14 protein-coding genes are annotated in these 18,177 nt (G+C 64.9%); 4 read left to right on the top strand and 10 right to left on the bottom strand.

Annotated features, from left to right (window positions below; all coding sequences use genetic code 11):
* Nucleotides 1-56: 56 nt before the first annotated feature.
* Genes DTW89_RS05605 through def form a run of 5 tightly spaced genes read right to left on the bottom strand, consistent with a single transcriptional unit; the run spans nt 57 to nt 3,241 of the window.
* Nucleotides 57-392: an AzlD domain-containing protein gene (locus DTW89_RS05605; protein WP_114655211.1), complete on the bottom strand. Its 336-nt coding sequence runs from the start codon at nt 390-392 to the stop codon at nt 57-59.
* Nucleotides 389-1,210 carry an AzlC family ABC transporter permease gene (locus DTW89_RS05610; protein WP_024813343.1) on the bottom strand — a complete coding sequence of 274 codons (822 nt, stop codon included), beginning with the start codon at nt 1,208-1,210 and terminating at the stop codon, nt 389-391. The genes DTW89_RS05605 and DTW89_RS05610 overlap by 4 nt, the downstream gene beginning before the upstream one ends.
* Entirely contained in the window at nt 1,207-2,208 is a 1,002-nt protein-coding gene (gene fmt, locus DTW89_RS05615) for a methionyl-tRNA formyltransferase (RefSeq protein WP_114655212.1), read from the bottom strand. Before fmt ends, DTW89_RS05610 begins: the two co-directional genes overlap by 4 nt.
* 23 nt (nt 2,209-2,231) lie before the next feature.
* Complete coding sequence (locus DTW89_RS05620) at nt 2,232-2,735, bottom strand: hypothetical protein (protein ID WP_236637043.1); 504 nt, start codon at nt 2,733-2,735, stop codon at nt 2,232-2,234.
* Entirely contained in the window at nt 2,732-3,241 is a 510-nt protein-coding gene (gene def / locus DTW89_RS05625; protein ID WP_111867650.1) for a peptide deformylase, read from the bottom strand. The genes DTW89_RS05620 and def overlap by 4 nt, the downstream gene beginning before the upstream one ends.
* Before the next feature lie 200 nt (nt 3,242-3,441).
* On the opposite strand from def, the gene DTW89_RS05630 reads away from it, so the two are divergent.
* Nucleotides 3,442-4,644, top strand: coding sequence for a LysM peptidoglycan-binding domain-containing protein (locus tag DTW89_RS05630; RefSeq protein ID WP_114655213.1), 1,203 nt, complete (start codon nt 3,442-3,444; stop codon nt 4,642-4,644).
* 62 nt (nt 4,645-4,706) lie between these two features.
* Nucleotides 4,707-5,876: a DNA-processing protein DprA gene (gene dprA, locus DTW89_RS05635; RefSeq protein WP_114655214.1), complete on the top strand. Its 1,170-nt coding sequence runs from the start codon at nt 4,707-4,709 to the stop codon at nt 5,874-5,876.
* A 128-nt stretch (nt 5,877-6,004) separates the two neighbouring features.
* On the opposite strand, the gene DTW89_RS05640 is transcribed toward dprA, so the two are convergent.
* From DTW89_RS05640 to DTW89_RS05660, 5 genes are all read right to left on the bottom strand, one after another.
* Nucleotides 6,005-8,305 carry a DUF1631 domain-containing protein gene (locus DTW89_RS05640; protein WP_114655215.1) on the bottom strand — a complete coding sequence of 767 codons (2,301 nt, stop codon included), beginning with the start codon at nt 8,303-8,305 and terminating at the stop codon, nt 6,005-6,007.
* A gap of 17 nt (nt 8,306-8,322) precedes the next feature.
* Nucleotides 8,323-9,276 (bottom strand): protein translocase subunit SecF, encoded by a 954-nt coding sequence (secF, locus tag DTW89_RS05645; RefSeq protein WP_114655216.1) that lies wholly within the window; start codon nt 9,274-9,276, stop codon nt 8,323-8,325.
* Between the two features lie 92 nt (nt 9,277-9,368).
* Nucleotides 9,369-11,252, bottom strand: coding sequence for a protein translocase subunit SecD (gene secD, locus DTW89_RS05650; protein WP_114655217.1), 1,884 nt, complete (start codon nt 11,250-11,252; stop codon nt 9,369-9,371).
* An 80-nt stretch (nt 11,253-11,332) separates the two neighbouring features.
* A complete protein-coding gene (yajC, locus tag DTW89_RS05655) occupies nt 11,333-11,668 on the bottom strand; it encodes a preprotein translocase subunit YajC (RefSeq protein WP_024813352.1) in 336 nt (111 codons plus the stop codon).
* Nucleotides 11,669-11,969: 301 nt separating this feature from the next.
* Nucleotides 11,970-15,542, bottom strand: a complete 3,573-nt coding sequence (locus tag DTW89_RS05660) for an indolepyruvate ferredoxin oxidoreductase family protein (RefSeq protein WP_114655242.1) — start codon at nt 15,540-15,542, stop codon at nt 11,970-11,972.
* Between the two features lie 167 nt (nt 15,543-15,709).
* Here DTW89_RS05660 and DTW89_RS05665 point away from each other — a divergent pair, with 167 nt between their 5' ends.
* Together DTW89_RS05665 and DTW89_RS05670 are read left to right on the top strand one after the other, a co-directional pair.
* Entirely contained in the window at nt 15,710-16,195 is a 486-nt protein-coding gene (locus DTW89_RS05665; protein WP_114655218.1) for an Lrp/AsnC family transcriptional regulator, read from the top strand.
* Nucleotides 16,196-16,351: 156 nt separating this feature from the next.
* The gene (locus tag DTW89_RS05670; protein ID WP_114655219.1) at nt 16,352-18,106 is read left to right on the top strand and encodes an MFS transporter; all 1,755 of its coding nucleotides are present in this window, start codon (nt 16,352-16,354) and stop codon (nt 18,104-18,106) included.
* Nucleotides 18,107-18,177: the final 71 nt, after the last annotated feature.

Genomic DNA, 18,177 nt, shown 5'->3' on the forward strand with positions numbered 1-18,177 from the left:
CTGGCGGCGTCCCCCTCAGGGGGAAGCCGCGCAGCGGCTCAGGGGGAGCACGATGTTCACCAGCCCCAGCCGATGTGCAGGGGCAGGTACACCAGCATCCCCACCACGATGGTGCCCAGAATGCCCCGGCGCCAGAAGTAGTAGGCGCTGGCGCACAGCACGGCGGGCAGGCGCGCGTCCTTCAGCGTGGTGATGAACTCGCCGTGTGACATGAAGATTTCGGGCGCAATGACGGCCGTGAGCGCGGCGAGGGGCGCGTATTTGAGCCCGCGCTTGAGCCAGTCGGGCAAGGGCATCTCGCGCTCGGGGATCATGAAGAAGGATCGCGTCACGAGGGTGAGCACAGCCAGGCCCACCACAGCGAGAAAGGGTTCGAGCCAGTCCCAGCTCATGGATGCAACTCTTCGCGCAGCGCCACCGCATCGCCGGCCTCGACCTGTTCGAACTCGTCGGCCGGGATCATGCTGTCGGCCGGCACCAGCAGCACCTCGGGGCGGTGGCGGCGCCGGTCCACGGCCTCGATCAGCAGGCCCACCGCGATCGCGGCGGCAATGGCCACCAGAATGTTGAGCTTGAGCGGCAGGGCAAAAGCAGCAATGGCGGCCGTAGCGGCCACGCCCGTAGCAAGCCAGGTGGCGCGGTCGAACAGCAGCGACAGCAACACCCCCAACAGCGCCAGCACACCCGCAAACCCGAGCCCCCACGACAGCGGCACGGCGTTGGCCAGCAGGATGCCGGCAATCGAAGGCACCTGCCAGGCCAGCCAGTTGGTGGTGGCGGCGCCCCAGAAGTAGGGCACCTGCTCGGGCGCGGGGCGTGGCTCGGGAAAGCGCTTCATGAAGGCGACAAAGATCACGTCGCCGCTGAAGTAGCCAATGGCCAGCCGCTGGCGCAACGGCAGGTGCACAAAGTAGCTGCGCCACAGGCTGCTGAAAATCACGAAGCGCAGGTTCACACACGACGCCGTGAGCCACACCACCCACAGCGGCGCTCCGGTGGCCAGCAGCGGAATCACGGCCAGCTGGGCGCTGCCTGCATACACCAGCAGCGACATGAAAATGGCCAGCGATACCGACATGCCGCTTTTGACCATGGCCACACCGGTCACCATGCCCCAGGCGGCGATGCCCAGCGAGGTGCCCGCCATGTCGGTGATGGCCAGGCGAAACGCCGGGTGGCGCACGGTCTGGCCGACCGCCTGCAGGCTCATGGCGCTGTCGGCGCGCCGGGGGTGCCGGGTGCCTGCGCCTCCCCCAGCACCATGCCGGGCTGCAGCGGAAAGCCACGCAGAAACTCGGAGGCCGGCAACCGCTTGCCTCCGGCCCGCTGCAAGGTGGTCAGGCGCAGGGCATCTTCACCGCAGGCCACGAGCACGCCGGTGCTGTCTATCGATAAAATCTGCCCGCAGCGCTTATCTGACAAGCGCTGATAGCTATTAATTTCGTAGCCCCACAGCTTGACGGTCTCGGTGCCCAGCGTGGTGCTCGCCCCGGGAAACGGATCGAAAGCCCGGATCTGCCGGCCAATCACGTGCGCTGGCAGCGACCAGTCCACTGCGCTCTCGGATTTCTCGATCTTGTGGGCATAGGTCACGCCCTGCTCCGGTTGCGGGACAGGCTGCAGACCACCGCAGGCGGCCAGCTCAAGGGCCTCCACGATCAGGCGGCCACCCATGTCGGCCAGCCGGTCGTGCAGCGAGGCGGTGGTGTCGCGGGGACCAATGGGCAGCTTTTCGGTCAGCAGCATGGCGCCCGTGTCCAGCCCCGCATCCATCTGCATGATGGTGACGCCCGTCTCGGTGTCGCCCGCCTGAATGGCACGGTGGATGGGTGCGGCGCCGCGCCAGCGCGGGAGCAGGCTGGCGTGAATGTTGAGGCAACCCCTGGCCGGGAGGTCCAGCACCCACTGCGGCAGGATCAGGCCGTAGGCCGCCACCACCATGGCATCGGCCTGGGCGGCCAGCAGCGCCGAACGGGCGGCAGCAGCGTCTTCGGGGAATTTGCCGTCCAGGCGCAGGCTGCGGGGCTGGGCCACGGCAATGCCCTGCTCGAGCGCGCATTGCTTGACGGGCGAGGCCTGCAGCTTCATGCCCCGGCCTGCGGGCCGGTCGGGCTGCGTGAGAACGAGGGGCACGGTGAACCCGGCGCTCAGCAGGCGCTGCAATGCGACACGGGCGAATTCAGGGGTTCCGGCAAAAATGATTTTCATGAAGAAGGGCCCGGTGGCGGCTGTCAGAAATCCCTGTCGTCACCCGGCGGCTGGTCATCGGAGAAAACCAGTTGGCGCACGGTGCCGGCGCGGTCGATGTGGATGTGCGCCATGCGCGGTTCGTAGTCGTCCATGAACCGGTAGGTCCAGATGTCGCCGTCAAAACGGGCAACCCGTTCGACCAGCATCGGCGGGCCGAAGGTGCGCTCGACATCGGCCTGGGTCCATGTGTTCAGTGCAACGCCCGAAAAGCGGGCCAAGGTCAGCACCTGCTCGACGCGTTCAAGACGCCCGGCGCCATCAAAGTCGAGATGAAATACCCGGCGGCCTGCGGGCAGGGTGGAATACAGCAGGCGCTCCCGGTTGCCCTCCAGGGCAGTCGTGCTGTGCGATGCGCCCAGCCGCGCCAGCACATCTGCTCGCCGGGCTCCCGGCTTTTCCAGGTCGGGCGATGCGCAGGCCGACAGCAACACCCCGGCGACCAGCGCAACAGCGCCGATACCAAGGCGTCGCCTCCAGGTGCTCACTCGCGCGCGTCCCGCTGCTGCTTGAGCAGCTTGGTCTTGATGCGGTTGCGCTTGAGGGGGGAGAGGTATTCCACAAACACCTTGCCCATGAGGTGGTCCATCTCGTGCTGGACGCAGACCGCCAGCAGTCCCTCGGCTTCGAGGGTGCGCGATTGCCCCTGGGCGTCCAGGGCGCGCACATGCACTGCAGCAGCGCGTTCGACGCCGTCGTAGATGCCCGGCACCGACAGGCAGCCCTCGTCGCCCACATGCTTTTCCGGGCTGGCCCAGACGATTTCGGGATTGATCAGCACCAGCGGTTCGTTGCGCTCTTCGGAGACATCGATGACCACGATGCGCTCGTGCACGTCGATTTGCGTGGCCGCCAGGCCGATGCCGTGGGCGTCGTACATCGTGGCGAGCATGTCCTCAACCAGCGTCTGGACGCGTGCATCGACGGCCTGAACCGGCTGTGCAACCTTGTGAAGACGAGGATCCGGGTAACAGAGAATGGGAAGAATTGCCATGAATGAAGGTGAAAGCTGTCGCTATTTTCGCCACTTTTGGCGCCCGCTGCAGCCCCTGACCGCAATATTCGTTGCCCAATCAAGGGCTTGAGCAGAGAATCTCAGATCGTTTGTAACGTATCTGCCCGGCGGCTTGCATGACGCAATCGACCGCGGCGCCAGTGAGGGGGCGTTTCACAATGCATCAAAAAAGGAACAACATGACGGCATTCACCCGCGTGCGGCAAAACGCCTTGGGCGCGTTGACAGTATTTGCCGGCGCCTTGCTTGTCGCTCCGGCCCAAGCGCAGAACTTCCCGGTTTCCAGTGGCCAGCGGGCAACGGCGCAGCAGGTGGCCGAACGTGGGGTTCCTCTTTCCGAGCTGGCTCCGGGTGCTCCCGACACTTATGTAGTGAAACGTGGTGACACCCTCTGGGGCATTTCCGGCATGTACCTCAAGCGCCCTTGGCGCTGGCCCGAGTTGTGGGGCATGAATCTCAAGGCCCTGCCCAACCCGCATCTGATTTTTCCGGGACAGACGCTGTACCTGGAAAAGGATGGCGGCTATGCACGTCTTCGCACCAGCGCCCGTGGCGAGCCTGACACGGTGCGGGTGTCTCCGCGTACGCGCAGCGACAGCCTTTCCGACACCGCCCTGCCCACGCTCAAGCCCCACCTCATCGAGCCCTTCCTGGTGGAGCCGCTGGTGGTGGATGCCGAGGTGCTGGAACGCGCGCCACGCATCGTGGCCACGGTGGATCACCGCGTTCTGATGGCGGACGGCGACCGGGCCTATGCCCGTGGCGATGCCGCCACTCCGCTGCGCATGGAGCCAGGTGCGCCCCGCCACTACCGGATTTTCCGGGACGCCATTGCACTCAAAGATCCGGTGACGGGTGAAATCCTGGGCTACGAAGCGCAATACGTCGGAAAAGCCGAACTTGTGCGGGGCGAGTCGCTGGAAGAAACGGCCGATGGCAAAGGTGGCAAAGTGGTCGAGTACGTACCCGCCACGGTCGAGCTGACCGCCACCAAACAAGAGGTTCGTGCGGGCGACCGGCTGCTGCCAGCGCCGGCGCGCGCCTTTGTCAGCTACACGCCGCGCGCACCCCAGATGGAAGTCGATGCGCGGGTGGTCTCGATTTATGGCGGCAATTCCGTGACCTACGCGGCACAGAACCAGGTCGTTGCGATCAACAGGGGCTCCCAGGATGGCATGGAGGCCGGCCAGGTTCTCCACATCATGACGATGGGCGACCGCATCAAGGACAGCACGGACGAGGCAAAGACCGTGATCAAACTGCCCAGCGAGCGCAATGGCCACGTCATGGTGTTCCGCACGTTTGACCGTGTTTCCTACGCATTGATTCTGGAAATCAGCACCGGCGTGCGAGTGGGTGACCGGCTGGTCAATCCCGACTAAGGACGGAACCGGAGGCCGCGCAGTCGTTTCGTCTGCAAGCGCGCCTCGACCCCACCCCATCCATGGACCGCGATGAACTCGCCGGCTGGTTGCGACTGACCCTGACCCCGGGCGTAGGCAACGGCACCGCCCGCCGCCTTCTGGCGGCCTTTGGTCTTCCTGAGGCCATCTTCGAGCAACCGGAGGGTGCGCTGACGCAGTGCGTTACGCCCTCACAGGCGCGTGCCCTGCGATTGGTTCCGGACGGTCTGGCACAGCAACTGGAAACCACCTGGGCGTGGTTGCAGGACACGGTGCCCGACGGACCCGCTCGGGTTTTTCTGACGCTGGGCGATGGGCGTTACCCGCAGGCACTGCTCGACACGGAAGACCCTCCCTTGGCGCTGTATGGCATCGGCCCTTCAGCGATGTGGGCGGCCAATCCTTTTCCCGCCGGGCGTTGCCTGGCCATCGTGGGCAGCCGCAACCCCACCGCCCAGGGCGCGGACAACGCGCGCCAGTTTGCGCGTGCATTGCATGCAGCCGGTCTGACCATCGTGTCCGGGCTGGCACTGGGCGTGGACGCCGCCGCACACGAAGGAGCCCTGGACAGCGCGTTGGCCCATGTCAACGCTCCCGCCACGATTGCCGTGGTGGGCACGGGACTTGACAGGGTGTACCCCCGCCAGAACCTGGGACTTGCGCGGCGCATTGCCGCCCACGGCATCCTGATCAGCGAATACCCCCTCGGCACACCGCCCCTGGCGGCCAATTTCCCCAAACGCAACCGCATCATTGCGGGACTGTCCCAGGGCACACTGGTAGTGGAGGCCGCATTGGCATCCGGCTCGTTGATCACGGCCCGGCTGGCGGTGGAGCAGGGGCGTGAAGTATTTGCCATTCCTGGCTCCATCCATGCACCCCAGTCGCGCGGATGCCATGCCCTGATACGGCAAGGCGCCAAGCTGGTGGAATCTGCACAGGATGTGCTGGAAGAACTGCACCTTCCCGTTCCAGGCGCTGCATCGCAACCCGCCTCCTGCGGCCTGAGCCCCACTGACAGCGCCCCCGCCGCTCCACCCGAAAGCGCACTGCTCCAGGCGATGGGATTTGACCCTGTGGGGCTGGATGCCTTGATGGCACGCACCGGCATGGACACCGCCGCCATGCAGGTGGAGCTGCTCGAACTGGAGCTGGCAGGCGTGGTGGCACGCCTTCCGGGTGGCCTGTTTCAGCGCATGGGCAGCGCCTGAGCAGGATTCGCAGCCCCCTCCCCCTGCGCTGCTTCGCCTAGTTTTCGCTCTGACAGCAACTGCGCAGGAATGGCCCTCAGGCAGCCGGCACTGTCGTAGGTGCGGGCGTTTGGGTTTGGGCGTGCGGGTCAGCCCAGCAACCGCTCCGGGTTGGCATCCAGCTTGGCCAAGGCATCGCGCGTGGCGCGCAACGTCAGACCCTCTTCGTCCTGCGGCACCAGCAGCCCGGATTGCAGATACGCCGCCAGGCGGCGCAGCTGAATGAGGTAGCTGCTGCCGTCCGTGGCGGCAAAAAGGTGCAATTGCTTGCGCTGGCTCTGCCAGGCGTATTGCACCTGGGCCGACGATCCGTTGTGGTCCAAGGTGAACCACGTGCCCCGTTGCAGCTCTTGAGCCCAGGCCACCATGGCTTCGTCCACCGGCGCCCCGTTGTCCGCAATCACATGGATGGACGAGGCATCAATGCCCAGCATCATCTCGATGTTGTCGGCATTGAGCGGCATGTCTCCCAGCGTGGCGTCCCCGATGAAGTCTTCGAGGTTGGCCAGCCGCTTGGCCATGGCTTCGATATGCGCCTGCGGAATGGATGCCGTCTTGGACAGGAAGGCATCGGCCAGGGTGTCGGTCAGCACCTTGATCTGCGCATCCTGCGCGGCAGCGGCGATCCCCATCAGCGCCAGCCCCTGGCGCAGGCGTTGCAGCAGGCCGGGCAGGCTCTGGATCACCAGTGCCCGGTCGCTGCGATGGGGTTTGGCGCTGGCTGCCCACACCAGATCGGCGGCCGTGCGCTTGAAGGTGATGGTATCGGCATGCTGAGGGCCATCGCGCACAGCCGAGAGGGCCAGCACCTCGGCCCAGGTCTTGAAGAGAAACTCCCGGATTTCGTCGCGCACCGGCATGTCGCGCAGCATGGTGCGCAGCTCGATCGTGTACTGGATGGCCAGCGTTTCCCGCTGCTCCACCTGCTGCGCCACGCTGACCAGGCGCGAGGTGGCCTGCTTTTCGGTCAGGAACTTCGACAGGAATTTTTCGAACTCGTCGTACACCAGCTGAAAAACCCGCCGCCCGGTCTCAGGGTATTGCTCGATCACCTGCACCACGCGGCGAATCTCCGCCTCCAGGGCGCTGCCATTGATCGACGTCGCATCAAATCCCATGACGCACGCCCCCATGCGGTCAATGAGCTGGCGGGCCGGGTGGGCGATGTTGCTGAAGAACTCGGGCTCTGCCAGGGCCACGCGCAGCACCGGCACCTGCAACCGCGCAAACCAGACGCGCACGGCCGGGGGAATACGGTCTTCGGCCAGAATGCTCTGAAACATCAGCGCTACCACCTCGATGATGGCCTTCTCGCCAGCCGTGGAGGCCTTTTTCTTCAATTCGGTGGAACGCTCCCGTACCGCGCCCGCCAGCTGCACCACGGCGGCGGGGCTGTAGTCTTCGATGAGCGTGGCGACACCGCTGTAGTAGGTGTCGGCCTGGACGCGGTGGGCCGTGAGGGCATGCGCCAGCGCCGCCGATGCGGGTGGCGCGTTGACCAGATCAAAGCCGGTGGCGGGCTGGGTCAACAGCCGGCGCAGCTGCCCCATGACACCCTGCGCGCGCTGGCGTGCGCGCGACAGTGGCGTCATGCCTGTGGCAAAGACTGGAGCCATCCCCTGGGGCTGGCCCTGTCGCGGTGGTGCGGCGCGCCCGGCGGCCATGGCCTCCCGGGTTTGCGTCAACGCCTGCGATGCAAGTCCGCTTGCGCCAGAGTCCCGGTTGGCCACCGCACCGCCCTCGGTCCGGCGCACGCGTGACCGCAGGTCGTTTTGCGGCGTGATGCCCTGCTCCACATAAAACACGTTCACCGCCTGGTACTGCTTTTGCAGCAGGTTGGCCAACTCGCGCTGCAGGGGGCCCACCACGGTCAGCAGGTCGGTGCGCGGCAGGCCGGATTCGACCCACTGCTCAACGGCGATCAGACAGACGGCCTCGGGGCGAAGAATGTCATTGCTGTCGAGCTCCTGGCCTTCGAGCGACTGCGTTCGCAGCCGCACCGTGTCGAGCTGATGGCTGACCTGTTCGGTGATCGTGAGCGCCATGCGGGAGGCTGCGATCTTGTTTTCCACCACATCGTCGCTGAGCAACTCGAAATGACCGCCGCCCATCTGGGTGCCGCGTGTGGTGCTGATGTGCGGCGCCAGCGCTTCACGCAGGCTTCGGTCCGTGCGTGCAATCCAGTCGGTGTGGTGCTGCTGGTACAACTGCCAGGCATCGCGCCGCGAATGCATTTCGCGTTGCGTGCCGGTCTGGGACATCAGCTGGGACAGAAAGTCCAGGACGGTCTTGTCCACCTCAGGCAGTCCTGCGCAGATCCCTTCCACAAATTTCTGACGCGCCTGGCGAGCCAGGCGACGCTGCGGAACGGAAGGAGGCGGTGTAGGCATACCTTAATGGTAGTGGGTCAGACCGTAGCCCCTGCGTTGGGATCGTTCGGATCCTCATCCTCTTTTTTGACTGTCTTGATCAGGTCTTCGCGTTTCACACCGAGCCACATGGCAATGGCGGCTGCCACGAACACCGACGAGTAAATGCCGAACAGGATGCCGATAGTGAGCGCCAGTGCAAAGTAATGCAGGCTGGGGCCGCCAAACAGCAACATCGAGAGCACCATGGCCTCGGTGGAGGCGTGAGTGATGATGGTGCGGCTCATGGTGCTGGTGATGGCGTGGTCGATCACCTCGGCGGTGTTCATCTTGCGGTATTTGCGGAAGGCCTCGCGGATCCGGTCAAAAATCACCACCGACTCGTTCACCGAGTAGCCCAACACAGCCAGCACAGCGGCCAGCACCGACAGCGAAAACTCCCACTGGAAGAACGCAAAGAACCCCAGGATGATCACCACGTCGTGCAGGTTGGCGATGATGGCGGCCACGCCGAACTTCCACTCAAACCGCATGGCAAGGTAGATCACGATACCCACCACCACCATGGCCAGGGCCATGAGGCCCCCTTGCACCAGCTCCTCGCCGACTTGCGGGCCAACGAACTCGGTGCGACGCAGCGTCACCGCGGGGTCGACCGCCTTGAGCGCACCCAGAACCTGCTCGCTTTGCTGGGCCGACGACACGCCCTTTTGAACGGGCAGGCGAATCATCACGTCGCGGGCGGTGCCAAAGTTTTGCACCTGCACGTCTGCATACCCCAGGCCCGACACCGTCTCGCGCACCTTGGCCAGCTCGGCAGGTTGGCTGTAAGCCACTTCCATGACCGTGCCGCCCGTGAACTCCACCGACAGGTGCAGTCCGCGGGTCAGCAGAAAAAACACGGCAAGCGCGAAGGTAATGAAGGAAATCGCGTTGAAGATCAACGCGTGCTTCATGAAGGGAATGTCTTTTCTGATGCGGAAAAACTCCATGATCTCTATTCCTTATTTGGAGTTTTCAGAAGAGGCGCGTATGCGCAACGCACAGGGGATACCGGAGCAAACAATCTCATGGCCGCTGTCCTTTAGTTCGTCTTGGCCACGTCGGTGCCGGCTTCTGGCTTCCAGACCGTACCGATCGACACACTCTTGAGTTTCTTCTGGCGCCCGTACCACAGGTTCACAAGTCCGCGCGAGAAGAACACAGCCGAGAACATGCTGGTCAGGATGCCGATGCAATGCACCACGGCAAACCCGCGCACCGGACCCGAGCCAAACGCCAGCAGCGCCAGGCCGGCGATCAGCGTGGTCACGTTGGAGTCAAAAATGGTTGCCCAGGCGCGCTCGTAGCCTGTGTGGATGGCTGCCTGCGGGCTGACGCCCGCGCGCAGCTCTTCGCGGATGCGTTCGTTGATGAGCACATTGGAGTCAATGGCCACACCAATCGCCAGCGCCATGGCCGCAATGCCGGGCAGCGTCAGGGTGGCCTGCAGCATCGACAAAACGGCCAGCAGCAGCAGCACATTCATGCCCAGTGCAATGCTGGAAAACACGCCAAAGAGCATGTAGTAGGCGCACATGAAAATCGCAATGGCGACCAGGCCCCACACCACGCTGTTCACGCCGCGCTCGATGTTGTCAGCGCCCAGGCTCGGGCCGATGGTGAATTCTTCGATGATTTCCATCGGTGCGGCCAGCGATCCGGCGCGCAGCAGCAGTGCGGTGTCGTTGGCCTCGGCCGTGGTCATGCGGCCGGAGATCTGCACGCGGCCACCGCCGATTTCGCTGCGGATCACGGGGGCCGTGACCACCTCGCCCTTGCCCTTTTCAAACAACACGATGGCCATGCGTTTGCCGATGTTCTCGCGGGTGATGTCGCGGAAGATGCGCGAGCCCTTGGCATCGAGCGTGAGGTTGACGGTCGGTTCCTGGGTCTGACCGTCAAAGCCGGGCTGGGCATCGGTGAGGTTTTCGCCGGTCAGGATGACCTGCTTTTTCACGATGACGGGCTGGCCGCTGCGCTCCAGGTAGCGCTCGGAGCCAAACGGCACCGGGCCCCGGCCGGATTCTGCTGCTCGTGCTTCGGTGCCTTCGTCCACCAGGCGCACTTCCAGCGTGGCAGTGCGGCCCAAAATGTCCTTGGCCTTGGCGGTGTCCTGCACGCCGGGCAGCTGCACCACGATGCGATCCAGCCCTTGCTGCTGGATGACGGGCTCGGCCACGCCCAGCTCGTTGATACGGTTGTGCAGCGTCACGATGTTCTGCTTGAGCGCCTGCTCCTGCACGCGGCGCGTGGCCTCGGGCTTGATGGTAGCGCGCAGCCGGAACTCGTTGCCATCGGGCGTGCTGACGGTCTGCAGGTCGGCGAACTGGTCGGCGATCAGGTTGCGCGCCGCCGTCTGCGTGGCTTCGTCGCGCACCTTGATATCGATGGTCTGGCCATCGCGGCTGATGCCGCCATGGCGAATGTTCTTGTCACGCAGGGCGGTGCGAATGTCGCCCGCATAAGACTCGGCCTTCTTGGTCAGCGCGGCCTGCATGTCCACCTGCAGCATGAAGTGCACGCCGCCACGCAGGTCCAGCCCCAGGTACATGGGGCGCGCATGCAGGGCCGTAAGCCAGGCCGGCGAGCGCGACACCAGATTCAGGGCCACGATGTAGGAGGGATTCGCGGGGTCGGGCACCAGGGCCTTCTGGAGGGCGTCCCGGGCCTTGAGCTGGTTGTCGGGGGTGTCCAGGCGCGCGCGCACCGAGCCACCATCCAGCGTGACGAGGTCGGGCGTGAGGCCGGCGGCCTTGAGCACTTCTTCCACCTGCTGCTGCACGGCCGCATCGACCTTGACGGTGGTCTTGACCGACGAAACCTGCACGGCAGGCGCTTCACCAAAAAAATTGGGCAGGGTGTACAAAACCCCCACCAGTAGCACGATCACCAGGATCGCATACTTCCAGACCGGATAACGGTTCATGATCGCGCTCTTATCTCACAGACAGCTTCAACGGGTGGCAGACGCAAGGCCTGCCACCGCCATGCATTGGACTTGGAAACTTACTTGACCGTGCCCTTGGGCAGCACCTGCGCCACGGCGCTGCGCTGGACCTGCACTTCCACACCGCTGGCAATTTCGACGTGCAGAAAACCTTCGGACAGGCGCGTGACCCGGCCGATGATGCCGCCGGCCGTAGCCACTTCATCGCCCTTGGCGATGGCGTCGATCATGGCGCGGTGTTCTTTCTGGCGCTTCATCTGGGGGCGGATCATGACGAAATACAGCACCACGAACATCAGCACCAGGGGCAACATGCCCGTGAGCGAGGACATCATGTCGCCGCCACCAGTGGCAGCGGCGGGTGCGGTCTGGGCAATAGCAGAAGAAATAAACACGGACAGAACTCCACAAAGGATGGTCAAAACACACACAACCCACCACCGGCACGCAATACCCGCCGTGCCGTGGCGAAACGGATCATTGTATGCGGCCCCCTGCGCCGCGCCAAAGTACCAAGACCCAGGCCGGCGCCGGGTGTTTGCCGCGCAGGACCAATCGGCGTCCGGTCACCGGAAAAAACAGGTCAAATATGCCTCTAGCGCTTTATGAGTAAGCGTAAATAGCTATTATTTATATAGCAAACACACCCACGCGAATGCTGGCACTGCAGGCGAACCGTGGCACCTGCGCCACGGCTCAGGCCGCCTGGCGCCGGGGCTCGGCTGTCGGACTGCCACGCCACTGGGCCATCAGGCCGTCCCATTGGGCGCGCGCGGCCTTGAGGTGGCGCTCTTTCACGTGGCCATAGCCCCGGATGTTTTCGGGGATGCGCGCAATCTCCACCGCCAGCGCCAGCCGCTCGGGTGTCAGGCCGCCGAGCAGTTCCTCGATACAGGCGCGGTAATCCTGAATCAGCGCACGCTCCATCTGGCGCTCGGCCGTCTTGCCAAAGAGGTCCAGCACGCCGCCGCGCAGGCCCTTGAGCCCGCCGAGCACGCCCAGGGCGCGCCGGAGCCAGGGGCCGAAAGACTGCTTGACCAGCTCGCCCTTCTCGTTGCGCTTGGCCATGAGGGGTGGCGCCATGTGGTGCACGATTCGGTAGTCGCCCTCGAACATCGCGGCGATCTTGTCGGTGAAGGCCTTGTCGGTGTGAAGGCGGGCCACTTCGTATTCGTCTTTGTAGGCCATGAGTTTGAACAGATAGCGCGCCACGGCCTCGGCCAGGCGCGTGCTGCTGCCCAGCCGGGCCTCGGCGGCCTGCACTTTGTCGACGAAGGCGCGGTACTGCGCCGCATAGGCGGCATCCTGGTAGCCCGTGAGGAACTCCACCCGCTTGGCCACCATCTCGGTCAACCCGGGCTTCTTGACGAACTCAATGACCTGGGCGGCGGCAAACAGTGACTGCACCGCCGCCAAGTCGTGCGCGCAGCGCCGGCCCCACTCAAAGGCTGCCTTGTTGTTGTCGATCTGCACGCCGTTGAGCTCCATGGCGCGCATCAGCGCGGCGTGTGACAGCGGCACGCGGCCCTTTTGCCAGGCGAAGCCCAGCAGCAGCGGGTTGGTGTAGATGCTATCGCCGAGCAGTTGCACCGCCACCTGCTCGGCGTCAAAACTGCCCACCAGCTCGGCGCCCACCGCCGCCACGACGGCGCTCTCGCAGTTGCCGCCCGGGAACTGCCAGTTGGGGTTGGTGACAAACGAGGCCGTTGGCGTGCCATGGGTGTTGAGGGCCACGAAGGTGCGGCCCGGCTGCATCACGGCCAGCGTGACCTTGTTCGCGGCCACGATGGAGTCGCAGCCGATCACCAGATCGGCCTTGGCGGTATCGACCTTGGTGGTGTAGATGGCTTCCTGCCGGTTGGCGATCTGGATGTGGCTCCAGGTGGCGCCGCCCTTTTGCGCCAGGCCACCCGCGTCCTGCGTGACCACGCCCTTGCCGTCCAGGTGCGCGGCCATGCCCAGCAGCGAGCCGATGGTGATGACACCCGTGCCGCCCACACCGCCCACCACGATGCCCCAGGCCTGCTCGGCCACGGGCAGCACCGGCTCGGGAAGGGGCGGCAGGCTGGAGAGGTCGCCCTTTTTCTCTTTCTTTGGCTTCTTGAGCTTGCCGCCCTCAATGGTGACGAAGCTCGGGCAGAAGCCGTTGACGCAGGAGTAGTCCTTGTTGCAGGTGCTCTGGTTGATGCGGCGCTTGCGGCCGAATTCCGTCTCGACCGGCTCGACGCTCAGGCAGTTGGACTTGACCGAACAGTCGCCACAGCCTTCGCACACCAGTTCGTTGATGATGACCGTCTTGTCGGGCGTGGCGAGCTTGCCGCGCTTCCTGCGGCGGCGCTTTTCGGTGGCGCAGGTCTGGTCGTAGATCAGCACGGTGCAGCCCTTGACTTCGCGCAGCTCGCGCTGGATGCGGTCAAGTTCGTCGCGGTGGTGCACCGTCACGCCATCGGCCAGCGGCACGCCGTCGTACTTCTGCGGTTCATCGGTCACGATGACAATCTTCACGGCGCCCTCGGACTGGACGCTGTGCATGATCTGCAGCACCGAGTGCCCCTCGGGGCGCTCGCCGATCTGCTGGCCACCAGTCATGGCCACGGCGTCGTTGTAGAGAATTTTGTAGGTGATGTTCACACCCGCAGCAATGCTCTGGCGGATGGCCAACAAGCCGCTGTGGAAGTAGGTGCCATCACCCAGGTTGGCGAACACATGCTTGTCCTCGGTGAACGGGAACTGCCCCACCCACGACACGCCCTCACCGCCCATCTGCGTGAAGGTGGAGGTGCTGCGGTCCATCCACACCGTCATGTAATGGCAGCCGATGCCCGCCACGGCGCGCGAGCCCTCGGGCACGCGCGTGCTGGTGTTGTGCGGGCAGCCGCTACAAAACCACGGAGCGCGCTCGCCGGTGTCGGCCTTGAGCTCGGTCATGGCGCGTTCGCTCGCTTCAATGATGGCAAGGCGCGCGTCCATGCGGGCCACGATGTCTGCCGAGACACCGAGCTTCTTCAGCCGCTTGGCAATCGCCTTGGCAATGAGGGCGGGCGTGAGGTCGGCCTTGGCGCGCAGCAGCCAGTTCTGGCTGGGGTTGGGCATGGACCACTCGCCACCCGAGATGTCGCCTTCAGGTTCGTCGAACTTGCCCAGCACATGCGGGCGCACATCGGCACGCCAGTTGTACAGCTCTTCTTTCACCTGGTATTCGATGACCTGGCGTTTCTCTTCCACCACCAGGATCTCCTGCAGCCCCTGGGCAAAACTGCGCGTGATGGTGGCTTCGAGCGGCCACACCACGTTGACCTTGTGCACCCGAATTCCCAGCTGGCGGCAAGTGTCGTCATCGAGCCCCAGGTCCACCAGCGCCTGGCGCGTGTCGTTATAGGCCTTGCCGCTGGCGATGATGCCGAAGCGGTCGTTCTGGCCCTCAATCACGTTGTAGTTGAGCTTGTTGGCGCGCACGTAGGCCAGGGCCGCGTACCACTTGTAGTCCATCAGGCGCGCCTCCTGCTCCAGCGGCGCGTCGGGCCAGCGGATGTGCAGGCCGCCCGGCGGCATGGCAAAGTCCTCGGGCATCACGATCTTCACGCGGTCGGGGTCGAGGCTCACACTGCAGGACGACTCCACTACCTCCTGGATGGTCTTCATGCCCGACCACACGCCTGAAAAACGGCTCATGGCGAAGGCGTGCAGGCCCATGTCGAGGATGTCCTGCACGCTGCTCGGAAAGAACACCGGCGTGCCGCAGGCCTTGAAAATGTGGTCACTCTGGTGCGGCGCGGTGCTGCTCTTGCTGATGTGGTCGTCACCCGCAATGGCGATCACGCCGCCATGCTTGGCAGTGCCCGCCATGTTGGCGTGCTTGAACACGTCCGAGCAGCGGTCCACGCCCGGGCCCTTGCCGTACCAGATGCCGAAAACGCCATCGAACTTTTTGCTTTGCGGGTACAGGTCGAGCTGCTGCGTGCCCCACACCGCCGTGGCGCCCAGTTCTTCGTTCACACCGGGCTGGAAGACGATGTGGTTGGCCGCCAGGTGCTTCTTGGCCGCCCACAGCGCCTGGTCGTAGGTGCCCAGCGGGCTGCCCCGGTAGCCGCTGATGAAACCCGCCGTGTTCAGACCTGCCGCCGCGTCCCGCTGGCGCTGCAGCATGGGCAGGCGCACCAGGGCCTGCACACCGCTCATGAAGGCACGGCCTTCGGCCAGGGTGTATTTGTCTTCCAGGCTCACGGTTTCGAGGGCCTTGCGGATGTGTTCGGGCAATGGGGCGTTCATGGCTGATTCCAGTGGTGGGGCGCGCACCGCCGCCGCCGGGTGGGCGGTGGCGGGCAACGTCTTGGGTGGCTGCGGGCAGTTTATGCACTGTGCCGCGCTATGTGCTTGCGTTTTCATGCCGCGTTTACCCTCGATTTAGAAAGGATCTTTCTTAGAATCGGGAAATCATGAATGATTTAGACAAATTTGACATCGCCATCCTGAGCGAGTTGCAAACCGACGCGCGCCTGACGAACGCCGAACTGGCCCAGCGCGTCGGCCTGTCGGCTGCACCATGCTGGCGCCGTGTGCGTGCGCTGGAGGAGCAAGGCTTCATCAAGGGCTACCGCGCAGAGATCGACCGGCACAAGATTGGCCTGGGGGTACTGGCCTTTGTGCGGCTGGACGCCGACCGCAGCACCGGCAACCTGACCCGTGCCATGGAAGAGGCCATCCGCCAGATTCCGGAAGTGGTGACATGCCACTACATCAGCGGCACTGGCACTTTCGAGCTGCAGGTGGTGGCACGCGACCTGGACAGCTTTTCGCTGTTTGCGCGCGACGTGCTGTTGAACCTGCCGAATGTGAAAGACATGCACACCAGCTTTTCGCTGGGCGAGGTGAAGGCCAGCAGCGCCCTGCCGCTCACCCACCTGGCACGGCCGCGGCTGTAATTGCTATTTAATTCATAGCTATTTGCGCTTTATGGATAAGCGTTAGAGCCTGTTTTGACCCATATTCTTTACTGTGCAAGCCATGGCCATGACCGGGTACGGGTCGCGCCCGGGGGCCGCTGCGCCGCGCGGCAAGCCGTCGCACAATCGGCGGACATGCCCCCATTGCCGTCCCACGAAAGCACGCGCAGCGTTGCACCCCCGCCCTTGCAGGACCCGTCCACGCAGAACCCGGCCACCCCGCCGCAGTCTGATGCGGCCGCAGACCGCGCCGCCCTCGCCCACGGCACAGAGACATCCGTGACCGCAAAGCTGGAAGAAGGCGCGCCGGCAGCCACCGCAGCCGTCTCCCTCTCGCCGCTGGCCCCCTTGTCTGTCCCCGTGTTCCGCATGCTCTGGCTGACCTGGGTGGCCGCCAACACCTGCATGTGGATGAACGACGTGGCGGCCGCCTGGCTCATGACCACGCTCACCACCTCGCCCATTCTGGTGGCGCTGGTGCAGTCGGCCTCCACGCTGCCGGTGTTTTTGCTGGGCCTGCCCAGTGGCGCGCTGGCCGACATACTGGACCGCCGCAGGTATTTCATTGCCACGCAGTTCTGGGTGGCGGCCGTGGCGCTGGTGCTGTGCGTGGCCATCCTGGCCGGCGGCATGACGGCGCCGCTGCTGCTGGCGCTCACCTTTGCCAACGGCATCGGCCTGGCCATGCGCTGGCCGGTGTTTGCCGCCATCGTGCCCGAGCTGGTCAGCCGCCCGCAGTTGCCTGCGGCCCTGGCGCTCAACGGCGTGGCCATGAACGCCTCGCGCATCATCGGCCCGCTGGTAGCTGGCGCCATCATCGCCAGCGCGGGCAGCGCCTGGGTGTTTGTGCTCAACGCGGTGCTGTCGGTCATCTCGGGTCTCGTCATCATGCGCTGGAAGCGCACCCATGTGCCCAGCCCGCTGGGGCGCGAAAAGCTGCCCAGCGCGATGCGGGTGGGCCTGCAGTTTGTGCGCCAGTCGCCACGCCTGCGGGCCGTGCTGTGGCGCATTGCCGTGTTTTTTCTGCACGCCACGGCGCTGATGGCCCTGCTGCCGCTGGTGGCCAGGGGGCTTGACGGCGGCGGCGCGGGCATGTTCACGCTGCTGCTGGCCAGCATGGGGGCGGGTGCCATCGTTGCCGCCATGTTCTTGCCGCGCCTGCGCCAGGCCATGGCGCGCGATGTGCTGGTGCTGCGCGGCACGCTGCTGCAGGCGGCCGCCATGGCGGTGATGGCCATTGCGCCCAATATCTATGTGGCCGTGCCGGCCATGGTGCTGGCGGGCATGGCCTGGATCACCACGGCCAATTCGCTCAGCGTGTCGGCCCAGCTGGCGTTGCCCAACTGGGTGCGCGCGCGCGGCATGTCCATCTTTCAGATGTCCATCATGGGTGCCACCGCGCTGGGCGCTGCCGTGTGGGGGCAGGTGGCCACGGTGACGTCGGTGCACCTGAGCCTGGCGCTGGCCGCGCTGACGGGCGTGATGGCCATGGCCCTGGTGCAGCGCCTGGTGACCGATCGCCACATGGAAGAAGACCTGAGCCCCTCGCAGGCCTTCAAGGCACCGGTGGCAACCACGCCGCCGCAGGCAGGGCGCGTGGTGGTCACCATCGAATACACCATCGACCCGGCGCGCGCCGCAGAATTTCGCACCCTGATGCAGGAAAGCCGCCGCAGCCGCTTGCGCCAGGGGGCGCTGTCGTGCGATTTGCTGCACGACCTGGCCGATCCGGCGCGCTATGTGGAGCAGATCGTGGACGAGTCGTGGACCGAGCACCTGCGCCGCTTTGACCGGGTGACCGCGTCCGATGTGGCGCTGCGCGAGCGCAAGCTGGCCTTCCACCGAGGCGAATCGCCGCCCGCGGTGGTGCGCTACCTCATGGAGCGCTGATCCTTCGGAGGCGTCCGTTTCCGCGCCATTGAATAGCTCCTTAAATAATAGCTATAAGCGCTTATGCAGCA

The organism is Acidovorax sp. BoFeN1 (genome assembly GCF_003345135.1).
GTDB lineage: Bacteria > Pseudomonadota > Gammaproteobacteria > Burkholderiales > Burkholderiaceae_C > Acidovorax > Acidovorax defluvii.

Bases quoted from the DNA above. Each gene is read 5' to 3' on its own strand.
- DTW89_RS05605 (WP_114655211.1), bottom strand. From the start codon at position 392: ATGAGCTGGGACTGGCTCGAACCCTTTCTCGCTGTGGTGGGCCTGGCT.
- DTW89_RS05665 (WP_114655218.1), top strand. From the start codon at position 15,710: ATGAATGATTTAGACAAATTTGACATCGCCATCCTGAGCGAGTTGCAA.
- DTW89_RS05670 (WP_114655219.1), top strand. From the start codon at position 16,352: ATGCCCCCATTGCCGTCCCACGAAAGCACGCGCAGCGTTGCACCCCCG.
- secD (WP_114655217.1), bottom strand. From the start codon at position 11,252: ATGAACCGTTATCCGGTCTGGAAGTATGCGATCCTGGTGATCGTGCTA.
- secF (WP_114655216.1), bottom strand. From the start codon at position 9,276: ATGGAGTTTTTCCGCATCAGAAAAGACATTCCCTTCATGAAGCACGCG.
- dprA (WP_114655214.1), top strand. From the start codon at position 4,707: ATGGACCGCGATGAACTCGCCGGCTGGTTGCGACTGACCCTGACCCCG.
- DTW89_RS05660 (WP_114655242.1), bottom strand. From the start codon at position 15,542: ATGAACGCCCCATTGCCCGAACACATCCGCAAGGCCCTCGAAACCGTG.
- fmt (WP_114655212.1), bottom strand. From the start codon at position 2,208: ATGAAAATCATTTTTGCCGGAACCCCTGAATTCGCCCGTGTCGCATTG.
- DTW89_RS05630 (WP_114655213.1), top strand. From the start codon at position 3,442: ATGACGGCATTCACCCGCGTGCGGCAAAACGCCTTGGGCGCGTTGACA.
- DTW89_RS05610 (WP_024813343.1), bottom strand. From the start codon at position 1,210: ATGAGCCTGCAGGCGGTCGGCCAGACCGTGCGCCACCCGGCGTTTCGC.
- DTW89_RS05640 (WP_114655215.1), bottom strand. From the start codon at position 8,305: ATGCCTACACCGCCTCCTTCCGTTCCGCAGCGTCGCCTGGCTCGCCAG.
- def (WP_111867650.1), bottom strand. From the start codon at position 3,241: ATGGCAATTCTTCCCATTCTCTGTTACCCGGATCCTCGTCTTCACAAG.